The following is a 17,881-nucleotide window of genomic DNA, read 5'->3' as shown; positions in this document are numbered from 1 at the left end:
ATGACCTCAGATTTCCTAGCACACCTGTTAGCACACAGATTTTTTTCTGGAAATATTCTGCTGTTCTATCAATGGGTTATGACTTTGGTCATCGCCCTCATAACCTGAAGGTCACAGGTTCAAATCCTGTCCCCGCAACCAGCAATATCAAAGGCCCCGGCAATCAAACGCCGGGGCCTTCCCGATTCCAGGCCACACCCAACAGACAACCGCCGTGCCCGCCCTCACGCGCTCAGCAGCACCGGGACAGACGACGAGGTCACGATCTTCTCCGTTGCCCGCCCGAACCCCAGCAGGTTGCTGACGCGGCCTCCATAGGCACCCATCACCAGAAGATCGGCGCCCAGCATCTTCACTTCGGCGAGCAGGGCACGGCCCCAGCCGCGCGCGGTGAGGCCGCTCGCCCCATAGGAGCCGAATGCAGCCGAGCGGACCTCGTGCGTCGCGAGATAGCGCTTGAGCTCCTCATCCTCCGCCCCGGACCGTCGGTACAGCACCGTGACCCGTTCGGCCTGGCCGACGAAGGGCATGGCGGCCCGCAGCGCGCGGCCGGCCTGCGCGGATCCGTTCCAGGCGATCGCCACATGACGCACCGCGCTCGGCGCCCCGGGCGGACAGACGAGCACCGCACTGCCGGCCTCCCACAACGCCGAGGAGAACACCTTCGCGCCCGGGCCGTCGACCGCCGCCAGGCGCCCCACGACCACGGTGTCGTGGTAGGGGCTGATACGCTCCACGGTTTCGGCGGCCTTGGTGTCGAACTCCAGCAGCCGGCAGCCGGGAATGTGCCCGCAGACCTCCTTGAAGGCGGCCCGGGCCGGCGCGCGCGCCAGGTTCTTGTTGGCGGCATCGAGGCCAGCGGCCGCGGTTTCGAAGGCGGCCACCGCCCGCATGTCGACATCGACGGCATGCACGACGGTCAGCCGCGCGCCGACCGCCTGGGCCAGGGCGACAGCCGCGCGCAAGGCGGCGACATCGTCGTCCGAACCGCGGATCAAGGTGACGAGACTATGCATCGCTATCCCCCCTGAGCGATCCTGACCCGGATGAGGCACGCGGGCAATCGCCAAGCCGTCGGCCGGCGAGGGGCCTGCGACGCCTCTGTTGCTCGGGGGCCTGCCTCGCTAGGCTTTGGCGGCGACGGTGCGACGAGAGCCTAAAGCGGCCCCTGCGTGTCACGCGCCGGCGCGAGGAAACGAGGTGCAAGATGCTGTCGGCAGAGGACAACGAGCTTCTCACCCGCACGGGCGCCGAGACCCCGATGGGGCGCTACTTCCGCCGCTTCTGGCAGCCGGTGGCATTGTCGGAAGAGCTGCCGGCGCGCGACGGCGCGCCCATCCGGGTCCGGATCATGGGCGAGGATCTAGTCGCCTTCCGCGACAGCGAAGGCCGCATCGGTCTGTTCGACCGACGCTGTCCGCATCGCGGCGCCGACATGTATTTCGGCCGCAACGAGGCCTGCGGGCTGCGCTGCGTCTATCACGGCTGGAAGTTCGACGTGACCGGCAAGGCGGTCGACCTGCCGAACGTGCCGCCCGGCGCGCGTCACCACGACACCGTGCGCATCCAGTCGTATCCCACGCGCGAATACGGCGACATCGTCTGGGCGTGGATGGGACCGCCCGAGCGCATGCCGGCGCCGCCCGAGCTCGAATACGGTTTGATGCCGGCCGGCCGCCGGTACGTGATGAAGCAGCTGATCGAGTGCAACTGGGCCCAGGTCCTGGAAGGCGATCTCGACACTTCGCACTTCTCCTTCCTGCACATGCCGGCGCCCTCGGTGCCGTCGAACGAGAACCCGGATGCGCCGGCCGATGCCCGCCGGCTGCGCTGGATCAGGAACGACCCGATGCCGCGCTTCCAGATCCTCGACCACGAGGTCGGCTTCGTGGTCGGCGGAGCCCGCAAGGCGGACGAGGAGGGCATCTACTGGCGCATGACACAGTTCATGCTGCCCGCGCATGGCACCGGCCCTTCGACCCTGCCGGGCGAGACCTATTTCGGCTTCACCGTGGCGCCGATCACCGACGAGGCCTGCTGGATCTATGTCTATGCCTGGAATCCGGAGCGCGAGATCGGGCCGGAGGAGCGCGCGAAATTGAAGAAAGGCCACGGCGTCATCGCCGAGGTCGGTCCCGACTACATCCCGCTGCGCAACCGCGGCAACGATTTCCAGATCGATCGTCAGGCACAGAAGAGCGCCACCTTCACCGGCATCAAGGGCCTGGCGGAACAGGACCTGATGATCCAGCAATCCCAGGGCTTCATCGCCGACCGGACGCGCGAAACGCTCACCGCGACCGATGCCGCCGTGGCGCGCTTCCGCCGCACCCTGCTGGCGGGGGCGAAGGCGCTGATGGCGGGCGAGGAGCCGACCGCGCCCTGGCGGCCGGAAGCCTATCGCACGCGGCCGGGCAGCTGGTTCGCGGCCGAAGGCATCGATTTCGAGGACGTGCTGCTCGAGCGCTTCGGCGACCGCCGCGGCCGCGTGCAGGCGGCGGAGTAAGGCTCAGGGAATATCGCCCTCGGCCTTCAGCATCCGGACCGCGCGGGCAAAGCCTTCGATCGTCGCGTCGATCGCGGCGTCGTCATGCGCGGCGGAGATCAGGCCGCCCGGCGCGCCCATGATGTCGACGCCGTGGTTCAGCATGGCGAGCCGGAGCCGGTTCGCCGTGCCCGGATCCTTGGCGCCCTTCAGCCCGGCGAATCCGAGCGCGACGGGGTCGAAGCCCAGCGGATCGAGCGCGATGCGCCGCGGATTGGTGAAGATATGGAACTGCGAGGCCTCGCCGTAGACGGCCCAGGCCGCGCGCTCGTCCCTCAGCACCCGGTTCATGCCCGCGCGCAGTCTCTCGCCGGCGCGGTCGGCGCGCGCGTTCGGCTCGCCGGTCGCCACCTGCTCCAGCATGGCGACTGCCGCCGCGGCGGCCAGCGGATTGGCGTTGAACGTGCCCTGATGCGCGACCTTTTCGCGGCCCTGCGCCTTCATGGCGGCGAAGTCGAGCTGTTCCAGGATGGCGCGTCTGCCGGCCACCGCGCCGCCGGGCAGTCCGCCGGCGACGATCTTGCCGAGCACGGTGAGATCCGGCACGATGCCGTGCTTCGCCTGCGCGCCGCCGGGCGACAGGCGGAAACCGGTGACGACCTCGTCGAAGATCAGCACCACGCCCTTGGCTGCCGTCGCCTCCCGCAGGCCCTCGAGGAAACCCGGCGGCAGCGGCACCTGACCCCAGGAGGCCCCGCTCGGTTCCAGAATCACCGCCGCGATATCGTCTCCGCTGTCGAGTGCGGCGAGTGTGGGCGCCAGGCTGTCGGCCGACAGGAACAGCATGTTCTCGCTGCTCGCGGCGAGCGTGCCGACCGGCGCGCTGCCGTCGAAATGCGAATTGGCGCCGGCGGCGACGTGATCGTGCCAGCCGTGGAAATGGCCGATATAGCGGATCACCTTGGGCTTGCCGGTATGGGCACGGGCAAGGCGCAAAGCGAGCTGTGATGCCTCGGTGCCGGAAGAGGTGAAGCGCACGTTCTCCATCGCCGGCATCAGCTGCTTGATCAGCGCCGCCCAGCGCACCTCCAGCGCGTGGCAGGAGCCGTAATGCGTGCCGGCCGCCATCTGCCGCTGCACCGCCGCGACGATGGCCGGGTGCGAGTGGCCGAGCAGGAGCGCGCCGTGGCCGCCGAAATAGTCGACATACTCGTTGCCGTCGACATCCCATTTGCGCGGCCCCTCGGCGCGCTCGACATAGATCGGGTAGGGCGAGAGGTGGCGCGAGTCATGGGCGATGCCGCTCGGCAGCGACCGGCTCGCCTCCTCGTGCAGCCGCGCGGAACCCGGTGTCCTGCGGCGGAAATCGGCGATGACGGCGGAATTGGCGAGAAGCGTGTCGTTCATGCGCTGAGAGTACGATGTTTCGCGTGTCCACACATCCGCGTTCAACGATCGGTGCGGCCCGATTATCGGCCGGGTGAAGCGACTCGCTCAGTCATCGTCGGCGGTGGGCAGGCGATCCCTCGTTCCTGGTCGCTTACGGGCATGGCGCCATCCAGCTCCCAAGGAATGAAGACGCTTTGCTCTGGAAGATCGGGAAGATCCGCCCCCAATAGCGTGCGGAATACGGCGCGATACAGATTGACCAGGCTGAACTCGTCACGGATCTGGGCGAGCACTTCCGGGTCCGTGGCATAGACGGCAAGGAGCGGGCTGAAGCGTTCCGCCACACATGTGCTCGCCTTGCTGTCGAGGTCGTGATGCATGCCGCCGCCATGGTCGCCGTGCAGAATGACGATGAGCGGGCCGCGCAGCTGGGCCTTGATCTCGTCGATCTGTTGCAGGATGGCGCCGTTGATGTAGCGGAGCTTGTCGATATATCCCAACCGGTACAGCTCGCGCCTCCGGTCGTTGTCGCGAATGATGGCCGAGGCATCGGATAAGGCGAACGGGAAGCCCGCGAGCGGCCTCCGCCTGCCCTCCGGCGTGATGTTGAACGGCGGATGCGGCGCCAGAACGTGTTGGTAGACGAAGAGCGGCCGTCCGGTTGCGGGCTCGAACCGCCGGATCGGGATCTGCGCCAGGTAGCTGTAGTTGACCTCGACCACGTCGAGCCACGGGCCGAGAAAGTATCGAGTGACGGGCTCGAGCGCGGCCGATTGATTGAGCATGTCGTAAGCGAAAATGTAGGCGCTGCGGAAGCCGAGGTGACCGAACGCTGACCGCCTGCCATCCGATCCCACTACGCCCGCTGGCTGCAGCGGCGCATATTCGGCGGGCGTCGCCTGGATGTCGTAGCCGAGCCGACTCAGCAGCTGGATCAACACACCCGTCCTGAGCACGCTGGCGAGTTTATTGCGATACGCCGGAGTGTCGCCGGCCGGCGTTCGAAAGCTGTCGCGATCGACGATGTGCCCCAGCGAGAAGATTGAACCCATGACGAACAGGGTCTGGTTGAATGGGGTCGTGGCTTCGGTGGCGACACGAAATCCTCTGGCGCGCAGCGCGGTCAGAAAGGGCGTGTTGTCGAAGCCATAGGTGTTCTGCAGCACATCGGCGCGCGAATAGCCGTCGAGCACGATATGCACGATATGCGGCAGCGCGCCGGACGGCGGCGCGAGCGTCCCCGGGCGCAGCGCGTCGAGGCGCGTTGCTGCGATGTGGTCGGCCTGCCGGTCCGCCAGGAACTGGCTCTGGGCCGGACCGAGAACTGCAGCGACACAGGTTGCCCCCGCCACCACGTTCGCGATCACGGTGAAGTTCGTTGGCAGTTGCGTCGGCGCTGCGGAAGTCCGGTTGGTGCGCTGGAGAAGGCTCACGACAACGAGGGCGATGCCGGTGAGGGTCAGAATCGTAAATGCGGGCAGCAGCCGGGTCGAACTCGGGAACAGCAACATCAGGGCGGTCAACGCGGCGAGGCCGCTCAAGCGGCTGTCGCGTATGTGTCGTTCGAAGACCCAGAAGATTGGCACCGCAAGCGCCGGCAACAGGAGGATCGCGGGCAGCAGACTGAGCCAGCCATAGTAATCAATGTTCAGCTCGAACAATGCGAAAGGGTAGGAGATGCAGAATGCGGCGAGGTAGATCGGTTTCGTGCGAAAGGCTGCACTGATTCCGGAAGCGAAGCCCGGCATCACGCCCGCTCGTAAGTGAAGAGAGTTCGGCCCGTAGCAGAACTGGTACGGCTCGCGACGACGGAAGCCTCGCCTTGCAAGGCCTCCACAAAGGCCTGCTCGTTGTAGCTGTCGAACACGTCCTGACGCAGCGCCAGCATGATCTGCACCGTCGGATCGGATTTCGGCACGAACTCGATGACACCCTGCGGCGCCAGCGACACGAGCCAGCGCACCACATCGGGCAGCGGTACATTCCGCCCGATGGCCAGGTGGTGAATGATCGCCAGCGCGAGCAGGGCGTCGGCTCCCTTACGCCCGCCGACGCCCGGACGCTCGCGTTCGTTCCAACCCTGGCTCGGACTGGGATTGGCCATGTCCTGATACAACGGCACGAAGGCGAGCGCGCCGGATTTGGCGCGCGCATAGGCCTGCTCCAGGGCGCCATGGTCGGCGTCGAATCCGACGCAGAAGCCCGCGCCCGATTGCAGCGCTGCCGCGGCGAAGTCGCCGCTGTTGCAGCCGATATCCCACAGCATGCGCGGTCGCACCTTGGCGCAGAACGCCGCGATGGCGGTCCGTTTCTCGGCATACTCCGCGCCCGAATAAGTGTTCGACCGTGCGTAATCGACCCAGGCCGTCTTGCTGCTGCCGGCGGGCTGCAGGTCGGCGATCCAGTCGCGCAGCTGCATGACGATCGCCTTGTAGCCGCCCTGTGTCAGCCTGACCTTGCGCGCGGAAGCGCCGGCGCGCGACGGATCGGCAAAGCTCTGCCGCTGCAGCCTCGCCTGCAGCACGACATGCGACAGAAGGCGCAGGCTCAAGCGGTCGCGCAGGCGTAGCACCGGTGCCAGGTCGATGGCGGGGATGCCTTCCAGGCTGCCGCGATACCAGGCGTGATACGGGATGCCGCGCAAGGCCGTCAGCAGCAGCGGGTTGAGAAACTGCTCGCAGAACTGCCGATAGCCGAACCAGGGCTCGCCCTCGACATAGGGCTGGATCGAGAGGACATCGATGAATTGCGGCCGGTGACCGTTGAACTGGATGTTGTAGGCCGAGGCGTCGGTCAGGCTGAACCCGCGATCGAGGCAGGCGAGGATCAGGTCGAGCTGCAGCAGCGCGGCGTCCTTCAGTGCCGGGAATGGCCATTCATAGGGATAGGCGATGAAGGGCAGCCGCGGATGCTGCAGCACGATGCGGCCATCGAGGCCCGCCGCCCTGGCCGATCCGCCGTCGATCTCCCGGCTCGGCACCAGCCAGCCGCGCGCCTCCAACTCCGTCAGAAGCCCGCTATCCCTGGCGCGCGTATAGCCTTCAAGGCCGAGCGGGCCAACGGCACGGAAGATCTCGCCGTTGCGGGAGAACACCCGCCCCTTGGGATCACGGAACGAACCCGGATCGAGCGCCGGCGCCTCACTCATCGCGGTCGGCTCGATGCTCCTGCTCGGGGCGCCGGCGCCAGATCAATCCCTTCAGCTTCGACCAGTAGAGCTTCAACGTGACGGCGGTCCCGGCGATCAGCGCCAAGGTTGACTGCAGCAGGATGCTGCCGGTGCCGGGATCGAGATAGGCGTGCGCCGGCCGTACATCCATGCTGATGATCAGCAGCGCAGCGAGCAATGGTGCAAACAGTCGCGACGCGCGGGGCGCTCTGTTCGATCGAATCATTTCCGCTCCGGTGCAATTTGCCCCAGCGCAAGGCTGGCCGTGAAACCGGAGAGCTAAGGCCGGAATGACTAATAATCGGTGCCCATTTGCGGATGGATAAAACGCCGCGCAAATTTTCGGCGAATTTGCGCGCGCCGTGCCGTTACGCGGCGACGAGGCCCTCCTCCCGCGCCTTGATCTGCAGCGCCAGATAGCGGGAATAGATGCGGCACTGCGCCAAGCTGCCGGCGGTGAACCAGAGGCCGGGCTGCGCCGTGGGCTGCCACATGTTGCGGAGCTCGCCGCCTGCGTCGAAGCCCCAGACCGGGCCGATCCGGTCGGCGATCTCGCCGCCTAGATAGGCGCGCACGACGTCCTGCTGGTTCATGTAGCCGGTCGCCAGCACCAGTAGCTCGGCCGGCACGATGCCGCCGTCCTTCAATCGGACGCCCTGTGCGACGAAGCGCTCGACATCGCCCCATTGCATCAGGCCGACCTTGCCCCGGACGATCAGGTCGGAGCAGCCGACATTGAAGTAGTAGCCGCCGCCGCGGCGCAGATACATCATCTGGAAGCCGGTCGCGTCTTCGCCGAAGGCAAGCCGGAAGCCGCGCTGCTCGAGACCGTCGAGCAGCGCCTTGTCCACTTCGCGCATCTCGGCGGTCGACAGCTGGTAGGCATGCTTCAGAACCGGATAGGGAAACGAGGTGGCGAGCAGGTCGCAATCATCGATGGGCGGGCCCTCGCTGTAGATCGAATAGACCTTCTGCGCCTCCTTCAGGCTGACGATATAGGTCGGGCTGCGCTGGATCATGGTGACCTCGGCGCCGCTCGCTTCCAGGTCCTGCGCCACGTCATGGCCGCTATTGCCGGTGCCGAGCACCAATGCCTTGCGGCCCTTCCACGCGGCGCCGTCGGTGAAGTCGCCGGAATGCACCACCGCGCCGGCAAACTCTTGCAGGCCCGGCAGATCCGGGGTGACCGGAATGGCGCTGACGCCGGTGGCGAAGACGAGATGGCGCGGGCGCATCACGCGCGTGCCGCCATCCGACCGCCGCAGAGTCACGGACCAGCGCTTCGTCGCCTCGTCGTAGCTGCCGCCGGCGAGCTCGGTGCCGGGCCAAAAGTTGATCTCCAGCGCCTCGACATAGGCCTCGAACCAGTTGGCGAGCTTGTCCTTCGGAATGAAGACCGGCCAGCCCGGCGGGAACGGCATGTAGGGCAGGTGGTTGACATGCACCTCGTTGTGCAGGGTCAGCGCGTGATAGCGCTTGCGCCAGTTGTCGCCGATCCGCTCGTGCCGGTCGACGACCAGCGTGTCGATGCCGAGCCGGCCGAGCCTCGCCGCAATGGAAAGCCCCGCCTGGCCGCCGCCGATCACCAGCACGGCCGGATCGCGATCGGCATAGGCTTGCGCGGCCGCGCGCTGATCGGCCCAGTTCGGCGCGCCGAAATCGCGCGAGAAATGCTCCGGCCCGATCTTCGCCTGCAGGCGCGATTCCTCGAAGCCGGCGAGCTCGTCCAGCGCGGTCAGCAGGATCCAGGCGCGCGGGCCCCCGCTCGTCGTCACCAGGCGCAGCACGCCGCTGCCATGGCCGGACCCCGTCTCGAAGGCGAACAGCGCCTCGATGCACTCGGTGCCGGCGCGGCGCACCCAGCGCGGCGGCGTGCGGCTGGCGGGCAGGCGGAATTCGCGGGCACGCGTCTGCAGGAACCGCCCCTGCAATGCCGCGGCGATGGCGCCGGCGCCGCTCACCGTCCCGATCCGCCAAGTGAAGGCGAGCACATCGCGCCAATGGCAATCCTCGGCAAACAGGCTTTCCAGCGCCCTTGCATCGGCGGCCTGCAAGGCGCTCTCGAAGGCGCGGAGCCAGCCTTGCACGGCGCTCTGAGGTTCGATTCCCTGGCTGGCTTCTACATCCATCGCCGCGGCTTCCTCCCGTGGAATTTCCGGGGCAATTGTCTCGCCTCCGGTCCGGCGGGCGCAACTCTATCACGGCCGGTCAGAGGCGCGGCACCACCTCGTCGGCCAGCAGGCGGAAGCTGTCGCGGCTGAGCGGCGCGCACATCAGATAGTTGAGGCCGATCTCCTCCTTCAGCCGCGCGATCTGGTCGCGCACGGATTCCGGCGTGCCGTGCAGGATGACGTCCTCCACATAATGCTGCACCGGATCCTTGCCGCCGTAGCTGCGCGTGGTCTGCAGCGATTTCTGATGCTGCGGCCCGGCATAGGCCCCGACCAGCCATTCGGCGCCGCGGCGCGCCACCGCCTCGGCCTCCGCCGTGGTCGGCGCCAGCGCGACCAGCCTTGCCACCGGAATGTCGCGGCCGGCATCGGAAAAGCCCGCTGCCCGCAACCCCTCGGCATAGCGCCGGCGCTTGGCGCCGATCTCCGCGGCGGAGGAATGCGGGTCCATCAGGATCGAAAGGCCCTTGCTCGCTGCCCAGTCGACCGCTGTCTCCGAGCTCGCCGCCATCCAGACCGGCGGGTGCGGCTGCTGCAACGGCTTCGGCAGCACCTCGACGTCTTCGAAGCTGAAATGCGCGCCGCGATGGTTCAGGCGCTCCTGCGTCCAGGCCTTCAGCACGATCTCGACCGTCTCGCGGAAGCGCTCGGCACTCTCGGCCGGCGGCACGCCGAAGGCGTTGAACTCGCTCACCGCGAAGCCGCGGCCGGCGCCCCAGTTGACGCGGCCGCCCGACAGCATGTCGAGCAGCGCCACTTCCTCGGCGAGGCGCAGCGGGTGGTAGAGCGTGGCGAGCGACACCGCGGTGCCGATGCGCAGGCGCTGCGTGCGCGCCGCGGCGAGCGTGCCCAGCATGTGCACGGAGGGGCAGACGCTGAAGGTGGTGAAGTGGTGCTCGGCCAGCCACACCGCGTCGAAGCCACCGCGGTCCATGATCTCGATCCGCTCCAGCGCGCGGGCATAGACCTGGTCGAGCGGACCACGCCGACCTGGCCAGCTGAAGAACTGCAGCACGCCGACTTTCATGTTTCCTCCGGTGCGCGCCCGGCGCATTCTGTCCGCTCCGGCGGGGGAGCGATAGTCCCGGGGGAGGAAGCAATGAAGATCGAACGCATCGAGCCGCTGATCGCGGATGCCGGCTGGCGCACCTTTTCGTTCCTGAAGATGACGACCTCCGACGGCATCACCGGCTGGTCGGAATACAACGAGGATTTCGGCAGCAAGGGGTTGTCGGCGGTGATCTCGGCGCTGGCGCCGCTGATAATCGGCATGGACCCGCGGGCCAGCGAAGCTGTGCTGCAGCGCCTGCATGTGGCGACGCGGCAAGCGCGCGGCAGCCTGAACCAGCAGGCGATCGCGGCGATCGAGAACGCGCTGCTCGACATCCGCGGCAAGGAGGCCGGCAAGTCCATCGCGGCGCTGTTCGGCGGCCCGCTCCGCACGCGCATCCCGGTCTACTGGTCGCATTTCGCGACCTATCGCATCGCGCATCGCGGCAAAGGCTTCCTGCCGGAGCTCAACACCTATGACGATCTGGCAAAGCACGCGGCCGAGGTGAAGGCGATGGGCTTCCGCTGCCTCAAGACCAACATCTTCCGCTGGCAGGGCGGCAAGCTCACGCCCTATGTCCCGGGCTTCGGCCGCACGGTCGGCTGGCCGGAGCTCAACTGGGATGAAGGCCTGCTTGCCGATCTCGCGCGCCAGCTCGGCTGCATCCGCGAGGCGATCGGGCCGGAGATGGGCCTGATGCTCGACACCAATTTCAACTTCAAGACCGAAGGCTACAAGCGCGTCGCCGACACCATCGCGCCGTTCAACATGCGCTGGATGGAAGTTGACACTCACGACCCGCCGAGCCTGGCGCAGATCCGCCGCGACGCGGCCTGCCCGATCGCCTCCTGCGAGACCCTGCACGGCCGGCGCGAATTCCTGCCCTATCTGCAGAACTACGCCATGGATGTCGGCATCGTCGACGTGCCGTGGAACGGGCTCGGCGAGAGCCTGAAGATCGCGCACATGGCCGAGACCTTCGAGATCAACGTGGCGCCGCACAATTTCTACGGCCACCTCTGCTCCTACACCTCGGCGCATTTCTCCGCCGCGGTGCCGAATTTCCGCATCATGGAGATCGATATCGATTCGACGCCCTGGCGCGACGAGTTCGTCACCCGCCCGCCGGTGATCGAGAACGGCGAGTTCGTCCTGCCCGACACGCCCGGCTGGGGCGCCGATGTCAACGAGAAGGCGGTGCGGGCCAGGCCGCCGCGGACCTGACCGCGCTTATCCCTGCGGAAAGGCGATGGTCGACAGCAGGGCGATGTTCGGGTGACGCGAGTCGAGGCGGGTGTGCTGCACGACGATCGGTTCCGTCGACTGGATCAGCGAAGCATAGGCAGTATCGCGCGGCACCGGCTCCGGGTCGTCGAGGTGGTTGAACTGTAGGTGCCGCGTGCGCCGGGCGCCGACGCTCAAGCGATAGGGCCCGACGGGTTCGCGGTCTTCGAAATAGAGCGTGATGGCAATTTCCGCCGCGCGCTCGCCGGCGTTCAGGATGCAAATGGTCTCGTGCGAGACCAGTGCCGGATCCTGGCTCACGCTGCCGCTCGGGATGTAACCTTCGGCAATGGCCCAGCAGGCCGATCCGATGTTCGGCATGTCGCTCCCTCCGGGTGCAGGAATTTACCCCCTAGTCAGAAGCGAGCCGGTCCGGCAAGGGTTCCGCCGTCATCGCGGCTGCCGGCAACGCGGCGGCTGGCCGCTCGAGGCTCTGCGACCGCCAGCGGGCAGGCGCCAGCCCAAACTGGCGCTTGAAGGCCCGGCTGAACGCCGCTTCCGATTCGTAGCCGACCGCCTGCGCAATCTGGCACACCGTCCTGGTCGTCTCGGCGAGTTGCTGCCGGGCGCTCTGCAGGCGCCAGGCGGTCAGGTAGCGGATCGGCGGCGTGCCGACCAGGTGCGTGAAGCGGTCCATGAAGGCGCTGCGCGACATCGCGACCTCGCTGGCCAGCGCCTCGGCCGACCAGGCGGCGCCGAGATCGCGGTGGATCAGCGCCAGCGCCCGGCCGATCTGCGGGTCCTTCATGCCGCGCAGCCAGCCATGCTCCGCTTCGCCCAGCCGCTCGGCATAGTGGCGCACCGCCTCGACCAGCAGCAGCTCGGAAAGCCGCGACATGGTGCCGGAGGACGCGAAGCGTCCGGCCGCCAGCTCGTTCGCCGCGAAGCGCAGCGACGCCTCGATCCAGTCGCGTGACGCGGCCTCGCCGAGATCGACGGTCAGCACGCCGGGCAGGCTGGCGATCAGGGGATTGAAGCCTTCCTCGCTGCCGAGAAAGCCGCAGATGACGCGGGTCGCCGCACCGCCGCCGCCATGCCGGATACGGGCGAGCCCGCCTTCCGGCGCGAACTGGATCAGGCTCCCCGCCCGCACCGGCGGGAGGCCGGCTGCGCTCGCCAGAAGATGGGGATCGTTGCGCGGCAGCAGCACGACCTCGCCGGCGCCGACGCGGATCCAGGGTTCCCCGGGGATTTCCAGCAGCAGACTGCCCTGCAGCACGAGGTGATAGGCGATCAGCTGCGTCGGTGCCGCCAGCATCTGGGCACAGTCCTCGGCCGACATGTTCGCCGTGACGCACCACGGTGCCGTGAACTGCGCGTCGAGGAAGATGCCGCCGACCAGGCGCACGGAGCGCAGCACGTCGGACAGCGGGTCCATGGTCATGGCGGCCCACCGGTTTGGACGATCGATCAAGTGATCTGGCGGCCGGATCATTCGCGCGCGGCCGATCGTGGTCTATCAAATTTTCCTCGACGGAAGTTCCAGCTTTCCTCGACGGCGCATGGTCGCCGGCATTCCGGAAGCTGGTCGCGAAAAGGAGAGCGATATGGCTACGAACGTGAAGCAGATGATGGAAGCCGCAAATGCCGCCGTGCCCAGAATCACACCGGCGCAGGCCAAGGAGATGATGGCCGGGGGTAACGTGCTGGTCGTCGATGTGCGCGATGCACCGGAGCTGCAGGCGAGCGGCAAGATTGCCGGCGCGGTGCATGTCTCGCGCGGCATGCTCGAGTTTCGCGCCGATCCGGACACGCCCTATCACGACAAGAGCTTCGCCAGGGACAAGTCCGTCATTCTCTACTGCGCCTCCGGCGGGCGCTCGGCGCTCGGGGCCAAGGTGCTGAAGGATATGGGCTACGAGAAGGTCCATAACCTCGGTGCCTTCAAGGACTGGGCGGAGAGCGGCGGGGCGGTGGAGAAAGCTTAGTCGCCCGCGAACAACCGGTCGCAATTTCGAACTTTAAGCGCCGACGGCCCTGCGGTCGTCTGCGCGCGAGAGAGCTTGCGCGCGCGGCCCGCGCCAAGTGCGCAAGCCTCGCCCCTCGTCTGTGCTCAGGAGAAACCTCGATGAAACGCTCTGTCATGCTCGCCACCTTGCTGGTGGCAGGCTTCACGGTGCCGGCCTCGGCCGACATCGTCACCGATTGGAACCGGCGCTGCGCCACGCTGATCGGCGAGGCCAAGCTCGGTACGCCGCCGGCCGTTCGCGTCATGGCACTGGTGCAGACGGCAGCGTTCGATGCCGCCAATGCCGTTACCCTGCGCTATCCCGTCACCTCGCCGGTCGCCGGCCGGACCAAGGGCGCCTCGGTCGACGCGGCGATCGCGGCGGCACACCGCGCCGTGCTGGTGAAGATCCTGCCGGCGCAGCAGGCGTCGATCGAGGCGGCCTATCAGGCCGCGCTCGCCAACGTGGCCGAAGGCTCCGCCAGATCCGCGGGGATCAGCCTCGGCGAGCAGGCGGCGGCGCGGCTTCTCGCTGCGCGCGCCGAGGACAACCCGGCCACGCCCGTGGCCTACCGGCCGCACGCCACGCCCGGCGCCTATGTGCCGACGGCCGCGGTGGCGGTGCCGCAATGGGGCGCGCGCAAGCCCTGGAACATGAAGAGCCCGGCGCAGTTCCGTCCCGCCGCGCCACCGGCGCTGACCAGCGCCGCCTGGGCGCGCGATTACGAGGAGGTCAAGGCGCTCGGCGGCAAGGTCAGCACCCAGAGGACGCCCGAGCAGGCCGAGATCGGCAAGTTCTGGGAATATTCGCTGCCGGAGATCTATTTCGGCGTCGTGCGCTCGGTGGCCGATCAGCCGGGCCGCGAAGTGACGCGCAACGCGCTGCTCTTCGCCATGGCGGCGCAGGCGATGGACGATGCGCTGATCAGCGTGTTCGAGGCCAAGTACCACCACAACTTCTGGCGTCCGCTCACCGCGATCCGCAACGGCGATCTCGACGGCAACGACGCCACGGTGCGCGATGCCGCGTGGATGCCGCTGGTCGATGCACCGATGCATCCGGAATATCCGAGCGGCCATGCCATTCTGGCCGGCGCGGCGGGCGCGGTGATGAAGGCGGATCTCGGCACGGGCCCGGTTCCCGTCCTGTCGACCTCCAGCCCGACCGCCAAGGGCGCGACGCGGCAATGGACCAGCGTCGACGCCTTCGTGCAGGAGGTGGCCGAGGCCCGCATCTATGCCGGCATCCACTACCGCACCGCGGTGGAAGTGGGCGTCGAGATGGGGCGCCGCATCGGCGAGCTGGCGGCGACGCGGATGAAGGTGCCGACGCAATAGCCATCACAAGCGGGAAATCGTTGCCGACGGCTAAGCCGGGGCGCCATCGCGCCCCGGCTTGCGCTATGAAGCCCTGGCAGCGGCAGCAGGGAGGCAGCGATGGCCGGCCAGACCGTGAAGGATCCCATCGTCCAGGCGGCGCTCGACCACGCGACGAAAGTGGAGCGCGAGGCCGCCATCGCGCCCGATGTGCCGGCGGATACGCCCTTCCCCGAGGTGAAGCAGGCCGCCGTGATCGGCGGCGGCGTCATGGGCAGCGGCATCGCCATGGCGCTGGCCGATGCCGGTATTCCGGTACGGATGCGGGAAGCGGATACCGATGCGCTGGACAAGGCGCTGAAGCGGATCGCCGCCACCTATGCCGTTTCGGTCAAGCGCGGCAGCCTGGCGCAGGCGGAAATGGACCAGCGCGTCGCCCTGGTCACGGGTGCGGCGGACGATGCCGCGCTGGGCGAGGCCGACGTCATCATCGAGGCGGTGTTCGAGAGCCTCGATCTGAAGCGGCAGATCTTCGCCCGGCTCGACGCGGCGGCGAAGCCCGGCGCCATCCTCGCCTCCAACACTTCGGCGCTCGACATCGACGCCATCGCCGGCGCCACCAAGCGGCCCGAGGCGGTGATCGGCGCGCATTTCTTCTCGCCCGCCAACGTCATGAAGCTGCTGGAGGTGGTGCGCGGCAAGGCGAGCTCGAAATCCACCATCGCCGGCACCGTCGCGCTCGGCCGACGCATGAACAAGGTCGTCGCGGTCTGCGGCAATTGCGACGGCTTCCTGGCCAACCGCTCGCGCGGCCCCTTCATCGCCGAGATGAACATCCTGGTGGAAGAGGGCGCGACACCGCGTCAGATCGACAAGGTCATGCTGGAATTCGGCTATCGCATGGGCCCCTTCGCCACCGCCGACCTCGCCGGCCACGACAACAGCTATGCCAACCGCAAGCGGCGCAAGCGGGCCGATCGCGCCTACCGCATGCTGCCGATCGCCGACCGCATGGTGGAGCTCGGCCGCCGCGGCCAGAAGACCGGCAAAGGCTGGTACCGCTATGCCGAAGGCGATCGCACGCCGCTCGACGATCCGGAGGCCGAGCGCATCATCGCGGAGGTGCGGACGTCGCTCGGCATCGCGCCGCGCCAGGTCAGCGATGACGAGGTGCTGCGCCGCATGCTCTACGCCTCGGTGAACGAGGCGTGCCGCATCATCGCCGAGGGCGTCGCCGCCCGCGCCGGCGATGTCGATGCGATGTGGCTCAACGGGTTCGGCTTCCCGCGCGGCCGTGGCGGGCTGCTCTACTGGGCCGATCAGCGGGGCGGGCCAGCGGCCGTGCTGGAACAGATCCGACAATGGCACGCGGCGATGGGCGCGCGCTGGGTGCCGGCGCCGCTGCTCGTCGTGCTGGCGGAAAAGGGGCTGAGTTTCGCCGACGCAAAGCCCGGCCTCGTCTGAGGCTCCGACCTTGCGCCGCGGCTGAAGCGGCTCAAAGGGTTGTAAAGCCGGCCGCGAGACCTATCCTCTCGTCCTGGGAGGCACCTCGGGCAATGGCCTGAGGTCGTGGGAGGGCGGCACCGTGCTCGGTGCCGCCGCGGCTCGAGGGTGGGGCCAAGCCGCCCCTATGGCGGCGACGACACAAGGGGCGGGCGCGATGGAAGCTCACGCCACGCAACTGACCGGTATCGCCGTCGTCACCGCCGTCGCGGTCGCCGCCGGCCTCGGCCTGCAGACGCTGCGCCAGCCGCCGATCGTCGGCTACATCATTGCCGGCGTCGTGCTCGGCCCTTCCGGCCTCGGGCTGGTGCGCCAATCCGAGCAGGTCGGCCTGCTGGCCGAACTCGGGGTGGTGCTGCTGCTCTTCCTGATCGGGATGGAGCTCAGCCTCAAGGCCTTCGTCCGCGTCCTGTGGCCGGCCTCGCTCACCGCGGCAGGCCAGATCCTCGCCTCCATCGCCATCACCTTCGCCTTCGGCTGGTGGCTCGGCTGGCCCACCGAGCAATCGCTCCTGCTGGGCTTCATCGTCGCCATGTCCAGCACCGCCGTCGCCATGAAGATGCTGGACGAGATCGGCGAGCTGCGCGGCGATCTCGGCCAGATCACCGTCGGCGTGCTGATCGCGCAGGACATCGCCGTGGTGCCGATCCTGATCCTCGCGGATTCCCTCGGCAGCGGTTCGGCCGAGCTCGGCTTCGCCGTGGTGGTGAAGATTCTGGTGGCGATCGGGCTGATGGCGGGCTTCATCCTGGTGCTGAGCCGCCGCGGCAAGATCAAGCTGCCGTTCGACCAGACCTTGCGCGGCAGGGTCGACCTCTTGACCCTGGCAACGCTCGCGGTCTGCTTCGCGGCCGCCTCGGCCAGCGGCGTCGCCGGTCTGTCGCCGGCCTACGGCGCCTTCCTCGCCGGGCTGATGATCGCCAACTCACATCTTCGCAGCGAGGCGATCCATGTGGCGGAGCCGATCCAGAGCATTCTCATGGTGGTGTTCTTCCTGTCGATCGGCCTCTTGATCGACATCGGCTATGTCTGGCGGCATCTCGGCCTTGTCATCCTGTTCGTGATCGGTGTCGTGGCCATCAAGAGCGTGCTGAACGTGTGGCTGCTGCGCCGCGTCGGGCAGCCGTGGGAGATCGCCTTTCCCGGCGGCCTGATGATGGCGCAGATCGGCGAGTTCTCCTTCGTTGTCGCCGCCGTGGGCTTCGGCAATCGCGTGCTCGATCCCGACGGCTATCGCCTTGCCATCGCGGTGATCGCCATGACCCTGCTCATCACGCCGTTCTGGATGAGCAGCGTGCGGCGCTTCCACGAGGCGACCCGGGGCGGCATGTCGGAAATTCGCGCCACGCTCGGCCAGGTCTATGCGGGCGAGATCGCGCGGCTCGAACGCGGTGCGGCTCTCGCGCGTCGCGGCGGCGCGGCACTGGGCCGCGGTTGGCAGTCCGGAACGGCGCGAGTAAGGCGGCCGCGGCCGCCCGCCGCGGACCCGCCGGCGGGGGAGGGGAACGCCGTGATCCCCGAAATCGTTGTCGAACCGGAGGGGCGGAAGCCGGGCGACTGACAG

The 17,881-nt window shown here is 67.9% G+C and carries 15 protein-coding genes; 6 read left to right on the top strand and 9 right to left on the bottom strand.

Translation table 11 applies throughout. The features are described from left to right. Positions 1-224 precede the first annotated feature (224 nt). Positions 225-1,016 (bottom strand): universal stress protein, encoded by a 792-nt coding sequence (locus DT074_RS06845; RefSeq protein ID WP_119419074.1) that lies wholly within the window; start codon positions 1,014-1,016, stop codon positions 225-227. A gap of 191 nt (positions 1,017-1,207) precedes the next feature. Here DT074_RS06845 and DT074_RS06840 point away from each other — a divergent pair, with 191 nt between their 5' ends. Beyond that, positions 1,208-2,506 (top strand): Rieske 2Fe-2S domain-containing protein, encoded by a 1,299-nt coding sequence (locus DT074_RS06840; RefSeq protein WP_119419073.1) that lies wholly within the window; start codon positions 1,208-1,210, stop codon positions 2,504-2,506. A 3-nt stretch (positions 2,507-2,509) separates the two neighbouring features. On the opposite strand, the gene DT074_RS06835 is transcribed toward DT074_RS06840, so the two are convergent. The 6 genes from DT074_RS06835 to DT074_RS06810 form a co-directional block, all read right to left on the bottom strand. Continuing rightward, positions 2,510-3,892: an aspartate aminotransferase family protein gene (locus tag DT074_RS06835; RefSeq protein ID WP_119419072.1), complete on the bottom strand. Its 1,383-nt coding sequence runs from the start codon at positions 3,890-3,892 to the stop codon at positions 2,510-2,512. 62 nt (positions 3,893-3,954) lie between these two features. Beyond that, positions 3,955-5,622, bottom strand: a complete 1,668-nt coding sequence (locus tag DT074_RS06830) for a hypothetical protein (RefSeq protein WP_119419071.1) — start codon at positions 5,620-5,622, stop codon at positions 3,955-3,957. Then, complete coding sequence (locus DT074_RS06825) at positions 5,622-7,022, bottom strand: class I SAM-dependent methyltransferase (RefSeq protein WP_119419070.1); 1,401 nt, start codon at positions 7,020-7,022, stop codon at positions 5,622-5,624. The genes DT074_RS06830 and DT074_RS06825 overlap by 1 nt, the downstream gene beginning before the upstream one ends. Then, complete coding sequence (locus tag DT074_RS06820; protein WP_162914684.1) at positions 7,015-7,194, bottom strand: hypothetical protein; 180 nt, start codon at positions 7,192-7,194, stop codon at positions 7,015-7,017. Before DT074_RS06820 ends, DT074_RS06825 begins: the two co-directional genes overlap by 8 nt. Positions 7,195-7,411: 217 nt before the next feature. Further along, complete coding sequence (locus DT074_RS06815; protein WP_119419068.1) at positions 7,412-9,172, bottom strand: FAD-dependent oxidoreductase; 1,761 nt, start codon at positions 9,170-9,172, stop codon at positions 7,412-7,414. A 79-nt stretch (positions 9,173-9,251) separates the two neighbouring features. Then, positions 9,252-10,241 (bottom strand): LLM class flavin-dependent oxidoreductase, encoded by a 990-nt coding sequence (locus DT074_RS06810; RefSeq protein ID WP_162914683.1) that lies wholly within the window; start codon positions 10,239-10,241, stop codon positions 9,252-9,254. Positions 10,242-10,313: 72 nt separating this feature from the next. On the opposite strand from DT074_RS06810, the gene DT074_RS06805 reads away from it, so the two are divergent. Further along, positions 10,314-11,489, top strand: a complete 1,176-nt coding sequence (locus DT074_RS06805) for a mandelate racemase/muconate lactonizing enzyme family protein (RefSeq protein WP_119419066.1) — start codon at positions 10,314-10,316, stop codon at positions 11,487-11,489. A gap of 6 nt (positions 11,490-11,495) precedes the next feature. On the opposite strand, the gene DT074_RS06800 is transcribed toward DT074_RS06805, so the two are convergent. After that, complete coding sequence (locus DT074_RS06800) at positions 11,496-11,870, bottom strand: sensory rhodopsin transducer (protein WP_119419065.1); 375 nt, start codon at positions 11,868-11,870, stop codon at positions 11,496-11,498. A gap of 31 nt (positions 11,871-11,901) precedes the next feature. Then, positions 11,902-12,927: an AraC family transcriptional regulator gene (locus tag DT074_RS06795; protein WP_119419105.1), complete on the bottom strand. Its 1,026-nt coding sequence runs from the start codon at positions 12,925-12,927 to the stop codon at positions 11,902-11,904. Between the two features lie 169 nt (positions 12,928-13,096). Here DT074_RS06795 and DT074_RS06790 point away from each other — a divergent pair, with 169 nt between their 5' ends. The 4 genes from DT074_RS06790 to DT074_RS06775 all read left to right on the top strand — a co-directional run bounded on the left by DT074_RS06790 (position 13,097) and on the right by DT074_RS06775 (position 17,878). Further along, the gene (locus DT074_RS06790; RefSeq protein ID WP_119419104.1) at positions 13,097-13,477 is read left to right on the top strand and encodes a rhodanese-like domain-containing protein; all 381 of its coding nucleotides are present in this window, start codon (positions 13,097-13,099) and stop codon (positions 13,475-13,477) included. 140 nt (positions 13,478-13,617) lie between these two features. Next, positions 13,618-14,835: a vanadium-dependent haloperoxidase gene (locus DT074_RS06785; RefSeq protein ID WP_119419064.1), complete on the top strand. Its 1,218-nt coding sequence runs from the start codon at positions 13,618-13,620 to the stop codon at positions 14,833-14,835. Positions 14,836-14,934: 99 nt separating this feature from the next. Further along, the gene (locus tag DT074_RS06780; RefSeq protein WP_119419063.1) at positions 14,935-16,278 is read left to right on the top strand and encodes a 3-hydroxyacyl-CoA dehydrogenase family protein; all 1,344 of its coding nucleotides are present in this window, start codon (positions 14,935-14,937) and stop codon (positions 16,276-16,278) included. Between the two features lie 196 nt (positions 16,279-16,474). After that, positions 16,475-17,878, top strand: coding sequence for a cation:proton antiporter (locus tag DT074_RS06775; protein ID WP_162914682.1), 1,404 nt, complete (start codon positions 16,475-16,477; stop codon positions 17,876-17,878). Positions 17,879-17,881 lie beyond the last annotated feature (3 nt).

The sequence above is a fragment of the Desertibaculum subflavum genome, assembly GCA_003576705.1.
Taxonomy (GTDB): domain Bacteria; phylum Pseudomonadota; class Alphaproteobacteria; order Ferrovibrionales; family Ferrovibrionaceae; genus Desertibaculum; species Desertibaculum subflavum.
Note: the sequence above shows the minus strand (reverse complement) of the source record. Positions and strands in the feature narration are given on the sequence as shown.

Coding starts and splice junctions, on each gene's coding strand:
- DT074_RS06845 (WP_119419074.1), bottom strand. CDS start 1,016: ATGCATAGTCTCGTCACCTTGATCCGCGGTTCGGACGACGATGTCGCC.
- DT074_RS06840 (WP_119419073.1), top strand. CDS start 1,208: ATGCTGTCGGCAGAGGACAACGAGCTTCTCACCCGCACGGGCGCCGAG.
- DT074_RS06835 (WP_119419072.1), bottom strand. CDS start 3,892: ATGAACGACACGCTTCTCGCCAATTCCGCCGTCATCGCCGATTTCCGC.
- DT074_RS06830 (WP_119419071.1), bottom strand. CDS start 5,622: ATGCCGGGCTTCGCTTCCGGAATCAGTGCAGCCTTTCGCACGAAACCG.
- DT074_RS06825 (WP_119419070.1), bottom strand. CDS start 7,022: ATGAGTGAGGCGCCGGCGCTCGATCCGGGTTCGTTCCGTGATCCCAAG.
- DT074_RS06820 (WP_162914684.1), bottom strand. CDS start 7,194: ATGGATGTACGGCCGGCGCACGCCTATCTCGATCCCGGCACCGGCAGC.
- DT074_RS06815 (WP_119419068.1), bottom strand. CDS start 9,172: ATGGATGTAGAAGCCAGCCAGGGAATCGAACCTCAGAGCGCCGTGCAA.
- DT074_RS06810 (WP_162914683.1), bottom strand. CDS start 10,241: ATGAAAGTCGGCGTGCTGCAGTTCTTCAGCTGGCCAGGTCGGCGTGGT.
- DT074_RS06805 (WP_119419066.1), top strand. CDS start 10,314: ATGAAGATCGAACGCATCGAGCCGCTGATCGCGGATGCCGGCTGGCGC.
- DT074_RS06800 (WP_119419065.1), bottom strand. CDS start 11,870: ATGCCGAACATCGGATCGGCCTGCTGGGCCATTGCCGAAGGTTACATC.
- DT074_RS06795 (WP_119419105.1), bottom strand. CDS start 12,927: ATGGACCCGCTGTCCGACGTGCTGCGCTCCGTGCGCCTGGTCGGCGGC.
- DT074_RS06790 (WP_119419104.1), top strand. CDS start 13,097: ATGGCTACGAACGTGAAGCAGATGATGGAAGCCGCAAATGCCGCCGTG.
- DT074_RS06785 (WP_119419064.1), top strand. CDS start 13,618: ATGAAACGCTCTGTCATGCTCGCCACCTTGCTGGTGGCAGGCTTCACG.
- DT074_RS06780 (WP_119419063.1), top strand. CDS start 14,935: ATGGCCGGCCAGACCGTGAAGGATCCCATCGTCCAGGCGGCGCTCGAC.
- DT074_RS06775 (WP_162914682.1), top strand. CDS start 16,475: ATGGAAGCTCACGCCACGCAACTGACCGGTATCGCCGTCGTCACCGCC.